Here is an 11,762-nt window from a genome sequence, read left to right on the forward strand (position 1 = left end):
CGTCAGCGCCGCGCCACCTCCGCCGGCAGGCATTGCGTGTCACTGCCCGGTTGCAGATAAGGGGTCAGGATCGGCGCCATGCCCTTGAGCACCTGTACCGGCAGGGCGGAGGTGAACTTGAATTCCTCGGCCGAGCGTCCGGGCACGTAGGCGGTGAGCGTACCGAAGTGATGGTCGCCAATGTAGAACACGAAGGTCGCCGTGCGGTTGATCGATTTCGAACTGAGGATTCGTCCCCCTGAGCCAATGGCTTCGATGCGGTTATCTCCGGTCCCGGTCTTGCCGCCCATGGCCAGGGGTTTGCCATCCGGCGTGACGAAACTGCCGGAAACGCGCTTGGCCGTACCGGCATCCACCACCTGCGACAAGGCTTCGCGCATGGCCGTGGCGACTTCGGACGGCATCACCCGCTTGCCGACGTCAGGGTCGTTGATCAGCTTGGTTTCATAGGGTGTGTTCGCCGCGAAATGCAGGCTGTCGATGCGCAGGGTCGGCATGCGCACACCGTCGTTGAGGATGGTGCCGATCAACTCCGCCAGCGCGGCCGGGCGGTCGCCGGAGCTGCCAATGGCGGTGGCGAGAGACGGCACCAGGTGGTCGAACGGGTAGCCGACTTTCTGCCAGCGCTGGTGGATGTCGAGGAACGCCTCGATCTCCAGCATGGTGCGGATGCGGCTGTCGCGGGCACCCTTGTGCCTGCTTTTGAATAACCAGCTATAGACCTCCTGGCGTTCGAACTGGCTGGCTTTGACGATCTCACCCCACTTGGCGTCGGGGTGATTGAGCAAGTAGCCCATCAGCCACAGGTCCAGCGGGTGAACCTTGGCGATGAAGCCCTGGTCCGGCAGGTCGTAGGTGCCGGGACCGTAGGCCTCGTAGAGCCGCACGAGACGTTCGTCAGTGAGTTTTTCCGTGAGCTTGGCGCCGGTCAGGTGCGAGCGCACGAAGGCGTTGAAGCTTTCCTGGCTGGCTTGCGGCAGCAGGTAGCGGTGCACGGCGGCCATGCGGATCGGGGTCGGGCGCATGCCGTCGAGGAAGGTTTCGAGCCGGTCCTGGGTGTCCTTGTTCTTGTACTTCTTCCAGAACTTGAGCAGGAACGAAGTGCCGTCACGGTCGGCGAACGAGGCCAGGTATTCCTGACGCCGCGGGTCGCGGTCGTCCTTGAAAAGTTCGGCGCTGCTGTTCTGACCGGAGTAGGTGGTGTAGCGCACCAGGTCACGCATCAGGCGAATGAACGGCAGGTTGATCGACTCGCGAATGGCATCGCGCAAGGTAGGCATGCGGCCGTTGTCTTCTTTGCGGAAGTTATGGAAGGTGTGCAACCCGCCGCCGGTGAAGAAGGCTTCGCCGGGGCTGGCCGAGTACTTGCGGTCCAGCGCCGCGCCGAGCATGGTCGAGAGGTTGCGGTCCTTGTTCTGGATCAGATAGTCGACGACCCAGCGGCTCAGGCGGTCCTGCTCCGGCACCTCGACTTTTTTCAGTTCCGGCACGCTCATGCCGGCATATTTGTCGTGCAGCTCGGCGATGATTTGCAGGTAGGTGGTGAGCACGCGCATTTTTGCCGTGGAGCCCAGTTCCAGCTTGCTGCCTTCGTTGATGTCGAACGGCTGGTCGGTGCTGTCGGTCTGCACCCGCACTCGCGACCCGTCGGGGGTCAGCTCGAACAGGGTGAAGCTGTAGCGCACCTGGGTGGTGCTGGTGGGCGTCAGCAGGCGCTCACCCATCAAGCCGATTTCCGTGGCGAACGCTGGATCGGCCAGGTGCTTGAGGTACTCGGTCGCCTTGCTTTGCAGTTCGCCCTGCAGGGTGCTGGTGGCCGAGAGGTCGAGGCGGTCGAGGTCGTACAGCGGGCGATTGAGCAGGCTGGCCAGCCGGCTGCGGGCAACGCTGATGCCTTTGTTGGTTTCGATCGGTTGAATGGTCGGCTGGGTGGCCCAGTCGCGGTAGGTGACTTTGCTGGCCAGGGCGGCGGCGGCGAACTGAGCGTCGATCACATTGTTTTGCGCCAGCAGGCGAATATGGCTGTCGGTGAGGTCGGCCAGTTCATCATGCCCCTTGGTCAGGTAATGCGACGGGCGGCGCTGAGCAATCATCAACGACAGCATTTCACGCAGGGCCAGGCCTTTTTCCGCCATGGTTTCTGGATCCGTCGCAGTGCTGGTCAGGACTTCGTTGGCCTGCTTGAAGTCGGAGCCATACCACACGCGCAAGCCCTCAGCCATGCCATGCACTTCGCCGTGCCCCGGTACGGCCGATAACGGCACGCTGTTGAGGTAGTCGCGAACCACGTTCTGCCGGGCTTCGAGGGTTTGTGGCCCGGCCTGATAGGCGCGTACGGTGGCGGAAATCATCTGGCGGATCTTTTCCGCGCCATTGACCGTCAAACCATCGGGGGAGTGCCGGTACTTCTCCAGTTGCGTGGCCAAGGTACTGCCACCGGCGGATTGGCCGGGCACATGCAACATCTTGGCCACCTGGGACCACGCCGCCATGCCGAACCGCGGCCAGTCCACTGCCGGGTTGGCCAGCGGTTGGCTGGGGTCCAGCAGGAAGCGGTTCTCGATGAACAGCAGGCTGTTGACCACCACGGGCGGGATCGAGGCAAAGGTTGAATAAAGCTGCTGTGGATAGTGGTACTGGTACAGCGGCGCTGCGCGGCAATCGGTGATCGACAGCCCGGCCTGGATTTTCTCGGTATAAGGCACGAACAGCCCCTTGTCGCTGTACTTCAACAGCGCGGGAGAAAAGCGGGTTTGCGCCTCAACGACGAAATCGCGCTTGATCAGGCGCGGCAGGAACTCATCCAGAGAACTGTAGCCCAGGCGCCGATCGAACGGACCGTCGCCCGGATAGCGAATGGCATCGCTGGGGCCGGGTTTGAGCTCATAGCTCAGGGACGCAGCGTATTTGCTGACTTCCCGGGCCTGGAACCTCGAGGTACGCATTTCCCTCGCAGCCGCCAGCCCCACGACAATCGCGATTATCAACAGCAATAGCCAGAACGCTCCCCATCCATGCCTGGAACGACGGGGTTTTTCAGGTATAGGCGCTTCATCCTCACCTTCAGTCGGAACCACGGTTTTACTCGAATCGGTTTGCCACAAAGCGCCCATAGTCGACTGATCCATTCACGCAGATTGATCGGACTTGACTCAAGCTTAGACGGTGGTTGGCGAAGGTGAAAAAAATGTGAACAAACAAGTATCGAGTTCTTGTCCTTACCTGTGGCGAGGGAGCTTGCTCCCGCTGGGCTGCGAAGCGGCCCCAAACCCTGCAACCGCAGTTCGTCTGAAAATTACGGTTCACAGGTTTACGACTGCTGCGCCCGAGCGGGACGGGGTGGCGATCCGACAAGCTCCCTCACCACAATAAGGAGCAAACTTCGGGAGCCATATTCAGAGCCAGCAGGCGTCCCAGAGCGGGTGCAGAGGATTGGCAACAATGTAGCCGGCGAACGGCAGGAGATCCTCGTTATCGCGAATGGTCCGGTCGTGGTAGCCGCTTTGCCAGAAAGCGCCACATTCGTTCAACGCGCGGTTGATGGTAAGCGTGCTGCGGGATTTGATGGCCGGCATGAGTTGCGCCAGCGTGTATCGTTCGAGCTGTATTAACCAGTGGAAATGGTCCGGCATGATGACCCATGCCATTGAATTGACCCATTTTTGATCATGGGCTCGCCTGAACTCCTCAACCAACAAGCGTCCAAGTCTCCAATCCGCGAATATTCGGCGGCGCTGATATACGACTGCAGTTACTAAATAGCCCCGTCCTGGTTCTGAGTAACGTCCGCGGCGCAATAGATGTGAGTTTGGATGTGGAGGCATTCCGTTGCTTCCTTTGGCGTTTGGTGAAAACGCTAGCTCCTCGTTTTCCTACTCGTGGCTGCGATTGCTGAATGAAACTTCCCTGGGAGCTGAAAGATTCGGATCCACGCAAAGCTTTTGTGGCGAGGGAGCTTGCTCCCGCTCGGCTGCGCAGCAGTCGCAAACCAATCAATCCGTTTTGCCTGACACAAAGCTTTGGGGCCGCTTCGCAGCCCAGCGGGAGCAAGCTCCCTCGCCACGGTAGGAGGTCGGCTGTAATGCCTGATTTAGACATGTCGAATGGTTAGTACGACTTTGGCAGGGGCATGACGATGCACCATTGTTGTGCAATACTCGGCGCCGCTTTTCCCACTGATTTTGCGGGTTTTTCCTACAAGACGGGTCTGCCCACGAGGCAGGCCCGGTTCGGGAAGTGAGGGCTTACCGGTCAGCGCTTCGCCACTCGGTGGTCATATCCAATAACAAGACGAGGATGTCCCCCATGCCTGTAGGCAATCACCTGCCCCACGGCGAGGCCGCTCAGGGCGGTCCGCTCAAACGTGAACTCGGCGAGCGGCATATTCGCCTGATGGCACTCGGTGCCTGTATCGGCGTCGGCCTGTTCCTCGGTTCGGCCAAGGCCATTGAAATGGCCGGTCCGGCCATCATGCTGTCTTACATCATCGGCGGTCTGGCGATCCTGGTGATCATGCGTGCTCTCGGCGAGATGGCCGTGCACAACCCGGTTGCCGGCTCGTTCAGCCGCTATGCCCAAGACTACCTCGGCCCGCTGGCGGGCTTTCTGACCGGCTGGAACTACTGGTTCCTGTGGCTGGTGACCTGTGTCGCGGAAATCACTGCCGTCGCGGTGTACATGGGTGTCTGGTTCCCCGATGTGCCGCGCTGGATCTGGGCGTTGGCAGCGCTGGTCAGCATGGGCTCGATCAACCTGATCGCGGTCAAGGCCTTCGGCGAATTCGAGTTCTGGTTCGCCCTGATCAAGATCGTCACCATCATTGCCATGGTGCTGGGAGGCATCGGCATCATTGCGTTCGGTTTCGGCAACGATGGCGTGGCCCTGGGGATTGCCAATCTGTGGACCCATGGCGGCTTCATGCCAAACGGCGTGCAAGGCGTGCTGATGTCCCTGCAAATGGTGATGTTCGCCTACCTGGGCGTGGAGATGATCGGCCTGACCGCCGGTGAAGCGAAGAACCCGCAGAAGACCATTCCCGATGCCATCGGCTCGGTGTTCTGGCGGATTCTGCTGTTCTATGTCGGCGCGTTGTTCGTGATCCTGTCGATCTACCCGTGGAACGAAATCGGTACCCAAGGCAGTCCGTTCGTGATGACTTTCGAGCGCCTGGGCATCAAGACTGCCGCTGGCATCATCAACTTCGTGGTGATCACCGCTGCGTTGTCGTCCTGCAACGGCGGCATCTTCAGCACCGGGCGCATGCTCTACAGCCTGGCGCAGAACGGCCAGGCCCCGGCCGGTTTTGCCAAGACCTCGAACGGTGTGCCGCGTCGCGCGTTGTTGCTGTCAATCGGTGCCTTGCTGCTGGGCGTGCTGCTCAACTACCTGGTGCCTGAGAAAGTGTTTGTCTGGGTGACGGCGATTGCCACCTTCGGCGCGATCTGGACCTGGGTGATGATCCTGCTGGCCCAGCTCAGGTTCCGCAAAGGCTTGAGCGCCAGCGAGCGAGCGGGCTTGAAGTACCGCATGTGGCTGTACCCGGTCAGTTCGTACCTGGCGCTGGCGTTCCTGGTGCTGGTGGTCGGCCTGATGGCGTACTTCCCGGACACCCGCGTGGCGCTGTATGTGGGGCCAGCGTTCCTGGTGCTGCTGACGGTGTTGTTCTACGTGTTCAAGCTGCAACCGACCAATGTTTCGCAAGGCGCGGCGCGTTCGGTTTCGTAGGTCGTAACGCTGAAACCTGTAGGAGCGAGCTTGCTCGCGATGGTCGTTAACGATTACGCGTGTTTACTGGCTAAACGCGGCGCTCTTGAGTCCATCGCGAGCAAGCTCGCTCCTACATAAGGCGGTCCAGTGACCGGGGTTTTTTTATTTCAGGCGGGCGCAGTCTGCAGTGATCGATTCAAGCCCTTGTTGAACTCCAGCCACGCCCCGAGCAACGCCATCAACCCGGCCCCCATCAGCGCGGTAAAGACCTGCATGGCGAAGGCGTCATCGGTCAAGGCGTTGACCATGTCCGCCAAGGGCGCCAGCAGCACGCCCAGGCAGAAAATCTCCAGCGAGAAACGGCCCATGCGGCAACTTTGCTGCGCGAGCCAGTTTTGCGTCCATCCGCTGTCGGGTATCAGTTTCGCCGTGACGTAGGCCAGTGCGAGGAAATGCAGCAGGCGCACGGGGGACAGGTTGGTCTTGCTGATGGGGTACAGGATGTTTTGCAGGCTCGCCGGCACCACGGCATCGTGTATGTCCGGCCAACGCCACAGGATGGTCAACACACCGGCGACCACGACATACAGCGCCGCACTCACAAACAACGGCTGGCGCAGCAATGAGCGGGTTTCGGGCAAGCGCGGGCGCTGGCCGTGAATCGCCGCGGCACCGCCGAGCACGAACAGCAACTGCCAGGCGACAGGGTTGAAATACCACACGCCGTCCTTGATGGCCGCCAGGTTCCAGCCAGCCAGTGGCACCATCAGGTACAGCGCCAGGGACATCACGACCACCACCCAGGCCTTGCGCACCAGCATCGGCAGCACCAGCGGCAAGCCCGCCAACAGCACGATGTACAGCGGCAACGGGTCCATCAGGTTCGGCTTGAAGCGCAACAGCAGTTCATCGATCAGGGCCTGCTGAGGGTCGCTGATGAAATGATGCATGCCCATTTCCTCCACCAGATCCCGTGTTTCCACGTGACTGTTGGCGAAAAACACAATGCCCATCAGCATCGCCAGCAGGAAGATATGCACCACATAGAGCACCCACGCGCGGCGCAGGATTTTCACACAGGCGATCAGAAAACCGTCTCGCGCCAGGACTTTGCCGTACGCCAGCACGGCCGCGAAACCTGCCAGAAACACGAAAACCTCGGCTGCATCGCTGAAACCGAAGTTACGCAGGGTGATTTGCCCCAAAGGGTTGTGGGGCACGTGATCCCAAAAGATGAAGATCAGTGCCAGACCACGAAAAAAGTCGATCCGGTGATCGCGTGCTAACGTCATGACGGCGGGCTCGTAACAGCGAGTGAAAACGGGATTGGCCGCGGGCGCAAAAGGCCGTGCGCCCAACCGGCGGCGCGCAGGGTGGACTGATTCGCGGGCAATTGCAAAACCGGGATATTACCGGATGTCTCGGGTGTTGCTCCAAGACCCAGCCGCTGGTCTGAAAGGCCCGTCAATCTGCGATTTCTGACAGCAGACGGACTCAAATACTTATGGGTGCAACGTTCTTAAAGCGGGAGCCTCGCATGAGACTGTTGTGGAAAGGGCTGTCCAGTTACACGGTGATCGGGGTCGCCAACACCCTGATCCACTGGCAGATCTTTTTCCTGTTGAGCGTGGCGGCCGGCCTCAGCCAGGCGATCAGCAACCTGACCGCCTTCTGCGTGGCGGCGTCGTTTTCCTTCTACATGAATGCGCAATTCACCTTCGCCGCCAGTGCCACGGTCGCGGGGTATCTGCTGTTTCTCCTGGGCATGGGGGCATTGAGCCTGGGGATCGGCCATCTGGGCGATCTCTGGCAATTGCACGGTTTGCTTACCGTGGTCGTGTTTTCGGCGTTGAGCCTGGTGTTCGGTTTCCTTTATTCCAAATACGTGGTGTTTCGCGAGCGTGATCAATGAAAATCTCGCTCATTGTCCCGGTGTTCAACGAAGAACAATCGATCAACCTGTTTTACCAGGCCGTGCGCCGCGAGCTGCTGCTGGGGGGCGCCGAGGTCGAAATCGTGTTCATCAACGACGGCAGCTCCGACCGTACGGCCGAGCAGGCTACGGCACTGGCGCAGGCGGATGATCAGGTCATGTTGATCAATTTCTCGCGTAACTTCGGTAAGGAACCGGCACTGTTTGCCGGCCTGGAGCACGCCAGCGGCGATGCCGTGATCCCCATGGATGTCGACCTGCAGGACCCGATCAGCGTCATTCCGCTACTGATCGAGCAATGGCAAAAGGGCGCCGATGTGGTACTCGCCAAGCGCCGCAACCGGGACGTCGACGGCTACCTCAGGCGGCACAGCGCGTCGATTTTCTACCACGTGCTCAATCGCATCGCCTACACCCGCATCGAGGAAAACGTCGGGGACTTCCGGCTGATGGATCGCAAGGTGGTCGACGTGATCCGTTCCCTGCCCGAGCACCAGTTGTTCATGAAAGGCGTGTTGTCGTGGGCCGGGTTCAACACTGTGGTGGTGGAGTTCGAGCGGGCCGGGCGGGTGGCGGGGAGCAGCAAGTTCAATGGCTGGAAGCTGTGGAACCTGGCACTGGAAGGTGTGACCTCGTTCAGCACCGTGCCGCTGCGTTTGTGGACTTACGTCGGTGGCGGCATCTCTATTTTCGCGGTGCTGTACGCGGTGTACATGGTGCTGGACAAGATTTTCTTCGGCAACAGCGTCCCCGGCTATCCGTCGCTGATGACCGCCATCCTGTTTCTCGGCGGCGTGCAATTGATCGGCATCGGCATCCTCGGCGAGTACATCGGTCGCATCTATATCGAGGCCAAGCACCGGCCGCGCTACGTGATCAAGGACATCGTCGGCGGTAAAGCCCGGGGCGAGCGCTAGCATGGGCCGGTTCAGTGACTTCTTCGTTCGCGAGCTCAGCCGGCATCAGGTCTGGCGGTTTTTTCTGTTCGCGACCTTCTTGTATGTCCTGCCGTTGATCCTCGCCGATTATCCCTACATCGATGACAACTGGCGCTCGCTGGCGGCGGGCATGGCCTGGTCCGAGCAGGGGCGACTGTTCACCCAGCTGTTCTACAACGCGCTGACCTTCAGCCATGCCGCGCCGAATATCTTTCCCTTGCCCTTGTTGATCGCCACGCTGGCCATGGCGTCGGCGCTGACCAGCCTGACGTTCCATTACTTCCGCCAGCCCACCGTTGCTTGCTGCCTGGTGCTGTTGCCGCTCTGGTACAACCCGTTCTTCCTGCAGAACCTGTCTTATCAATACGACGGTCCTGCCACGGCGCTGAGCCTGGTGGCAGTGATCTACGCGATCACCTTTCGCCACCCCTGGCGCGGCGTGCAGTGGCTGGTGCCGTCGTTCCTGATTGCCTTGGCGCTGGGGATGTATCAACTCAGCCTGAATGTGTTCCTGGGCCTGTGTTGCCTGGAATTGCTCAGGGCCGCCAACGATAAAACGACCCCGGTGCCCTGGCGCGACCTGCTGGGCTGGAAGGCCGCCCAGCTCTTGCTCGGCGGATTCATCTACAGCGTCAGTGCTTATCCGTTCATGGGCTCCAATCGCACATCGCTGCTCAATTGGACGGCCCATCCCTTGATGCAAATCCAGATCAACATTGCCCGGGTCCTGGAAAAAGTCGTGCTGCTGTTCCATGGCGGATGGCTTTGGCTGTTCGGCGGGTTGTTATTGTTTGCGATAGCCGGGGCGGTGCGCTTGGGACTGAACGTAGCGGCGCGCCAGGACAGCGGCCCGAAGAAACTGTTGATCGGCCTGGTGTGTTTGCTGACTTTGCCGGTGGTGACACTGCTGGTGTCCGGTGTCACGTTGTTTTTCCGCGACTTCAACGAGGGCGCCCGAACCTTGATGGGCTTCGCCGTGCTGTTGGTGTTGCTGCTCTATTTGAGTCATCTGGCGTTGGCATCGATCCATGAGCGACTGCCACTGTTGTTGATCATTCCGCTGCTGGCGATGTTGTCGCTGTCGTTCGCCTATGGCCGGGTGCTGACGATGCAGAAAACCTTCGCGTCCATGGCGTTGACCAGCCTTGAGTACGACATCGCCAGTCGTCAGGCGCTGCGCGAGGCAAAACGTATTTACCTGTCGGTGACTTACTCCGACTACTGGTTAACGGCGGCGGCTGGCTCGTTCAAGCAGATGCCGGTGTTGCATTACCTGCTCAATACCGACTTTTACATGCTGGCCGAGAATCTGCCCAAAGCAGGCATCACCAACGTGGTGGCGGAGCAGGAGCGGCGTAATGCGACGCGGGTCGGCTATCAGGGCTATCCGGCGTTGGCCGAAAGCCAGTTCTACCGGATTTACCTGATCGGCGATTACGGTTTTATCGTGATGAAGGAACCGGCCCCGACCAAAACGCTGCGCTGGTGATGCGCGATTCTGAACGGGGCGGCGAGGTCATGCTGCCGCTATTTCATGGGGCTCGAAACTGTCGGCCCGGGCCATCTGCCACATCCGCGAGTAGAACTCGCCGTTCACTTCACCGGTCAGCAACTCGCCGGGTTTGAGGAACACGTGCAACTGCGAGAACAGCTTGATCTCGGTCGCCGACATGCGCCGCACCAGGTGCTTGGCCGACAGTTGCGACGGATGTTCGAGGCCGGCGGCGGCAAGCATTTCTGCCAGGGCCTTGAGGGTGTTGCGGTGAAAGTTGAAGACGCGCTGCGCCTTGTCCGGCACCACCAGCGCACGCTGGCGCAGGGTGTCCTGAGTGGCGACGCCGGTCGGGCATTTGTTGGTGTGGCAGCTCTGCGACTGGATGCAGCCGATGGCGAACATGAAGCCCCGGGCCGAGTTTGCCCAGTCGGCGCCAATGGCCAACACACTGGCGATGTCGAAGGCGCTGACGATCTTGCCGCTGGCGCCGAGTTTGATCTTGTCCCGCAGGTTCAGGCCCACCAGGGTGTTGTGCACGAACAGCAGGCCCTCGCGCATCGGCACGCCAATGTGGTCGGTGAACTCCACGGGCGCAGCGCCAGTGCCGCCTTCCTTGCCATCGACGACGATGAAGTCCGGGAGAATGCCCGTCTCCAGCATGGCCTTGGCGATGCCCATGAACTCCCATGGATGGCCGAGACAGAACTTGAAGCCCACCGGTTTGCCGCCGGACAGTTCACGCAGTTGTGCGATGAAATGCATCAGTTCGATCGGCGTGGAAAACGCCGTGTGGCGCGACGGTGACACGCAGTCCTCGCCCATCGGGATGCCGCGGGTCTCGGCGATTTCCCGGGTGACCTTGTGCTTGGGCAGGATGCCGCCATGGCCGGGTTTGGCGCCCTGGCTCATCTTGATTTCGATCATCCGCACCTGCGGCGTTTGCGCCTGCGCCGCGAAGCGTTCCGGGTCGAAGCGACCGTCGCTGGTACGGCAGCCAAAGTAACCGCTGCCCAGTTCCCAGGTCAGGTCGCCGCCGTGCTCGCGGTGATAGGGGCTGATGCTGCCTTCGCCGGTGTCATGGGCGAAGTTGCCGAGCTTGGCGCCCTGGTTCAACGCGCGGATCGCATTGGCGCTGAGGGAGCCGAAGCTCATGGCCGAGATGTTGAACACCGATGCCGAATACGGCTGGGTGCACTGCGGACCGCCGACGGTGACCCGGAAACTGCTCGGGTCGCTCAATGGCGCCGGGCGCATGGAATGGCCGATGAATTCGAAACCCGACTGATACACGTCAATCAGGGTGCCGAACGGTTTGTCGGCGGTTTCGTTCTTGGCCCGGGAATAGACCAGCGAGCGCTGGGCCCGGGAGAAGGGCAGGGCGTCGCTGTCGGATTCGAGCAGGTACTGGCGGATTTCCGGGCGGATGCCTTCGACCAGATAACGGATATTGCCCAGGATCGGGTAATTACGCCGCACGGCATGCGGACTTTGCAGCAGGTCGAACAGGCCGATCAGACTGAGGACGGCGGTGACAGCGGTCATCGGCCAGAGCCAGTCGTATTCAAGAAACGGCAGGCTGGCGAGGGTGAAAATCACGCAGACGGCAAAGAAGGCGTAGCGGCTCAGGAGTGACAGGCTCATACGGTTTCCTTGGGTTCGGACTCGGTTGCAGGGGACATGGAGATCCCTG

The 11,762-nt window shown here is 60.6% G+C and carries 8 protein-coding genes; 4 read left to right on the forward strand and 4 right to left on the reverse strand.

All coding sequences use genetic code 11. The features are described from left to right. Positions 1-2: 2 nt before the first annotated feature. The gene (locus RS887_RS15055; RefSeq protein ID WP_322615984.1) at positions 3-3,113 is read right to left on the reverse strand and encodes a transglycosylase domain-containing protein; all 3,111 of its coding nucleotides are present in this window, start codon (positions 3,111-3,113) and stop codon (positions 3-5) included. A 282-nt stretch (positions 3,114-3,395) separates the two neighbouring features. After that, a complete protein-coding gene (locus tag RS887_RS15060; RefSeq protein ID WP_322615985.1) occupies positions 3,396-3,824 on the reverse strand; it encodes an REP-associated tyrosine transposase in 429 nt (142 codons plus the stop codon). A 481-nt stretch (positions 3,825-4,305) separates the two neighbouring features. Between RS887_RS15060 and RS887_RS15065 the strand changes: the two genes are divergently transcribed. Next, positions 4,306-5,724, forward strand: coding sequence for an amino acid permease (locus tag RS887_RS15065; protein WP_322615986.1), 1,419 nt, complete (start codon positions 4,306-4,308; stop codon positions 5,722-5,724). A gap of 149 nt (positions 5,725-5,873) precedes the next feature. Here the strand turns inward: RS887_RS15065 and RS887_RS15070 are convergent, their stop codons facing one another. Then, on the reverse strand, positions 5,874-6,998 hold the full coding sequence (locus tag RS887_RS15070) for an OpgC domain-containing protein (protein WP_322615987.1): 1,125 nt from the start codon (positions 6,996-6,998) through the stop codon (positions 5,874-5,876). Between the two features lie 245 nt (positions 6,999-7,243). Between RS887_RS15070 and RS887_RS15075 the strand changes: the two genes are divergently transcribed. The 3 genes from RS887_RS15075 to RS887_RS15085 are packed head-to-tail and all read left to right on the forward strand — an operon-like array spanning position 7,244 to position 10,066. Continuing rightward, positions 7,244-7,618, forward strand: a complete 375-nt coding sequence (locus RS887_RS15075; RefSeq protein WP_322615988.1) for a GtrA family protein — start codon at positions 7,244-7,246, stop codon at positions 7,616-7,618. After that, entirely contained in the window at positions 7,615-8,556 is a 942-nt protein-coding gene (locus RS887_RS15080; protein ID WP_322615989.1) for a glycosyltransferase family 2 protein, read from the forward strand. The genes RS887_RS15075 and RS887_RS15080 overlap by 4 nt, the downstream gene beginning before the upstream one ends. 1 nt (position 8,557) lies before the next feature. Continuing rightward, positions 8,558-10,066: a glucosyltransferase domain-containing protein gene (locus tag RS887_RS15085; RefSeq protein WP_322615990.1), complete on the forward strand. Its 1,509-nt coding sequence runs from the start codon at positions 8,558-8,560 to the stop codon at positions 10,064-10,066. 27 nt (positions 10,067-10,093) lie between these two features. Here the strand turns inward: RS887_RS15085 and RS887_RS15090 are convergent, their stop codons facing one another. Then, on the reverse strand, positions 10,094-11,713 hold the full coding sequence (locus RS887_RS15090) for an FMN-binding glutamate synthase family protein (RefSeq protein ID WP_322615991.1): 1,620 nt from the start codon (positions 11,711-11,713) through the stop codon (positions 10,094-10,096). Positions 11,714-11,762: the final 49 nt, after the last annotated feature.

Source organism: Pseudomonas sp. BIC9C (assembly GCF_034541995.1).
GTDB classification, from domain to species: Bacteria; Pseudomonadota; Gammaproteobacteria; order Pseudomonadales; family Pseudomonadaceae; genus Aquipseudomonas; species Aquipseudomonas fluorescens_CC.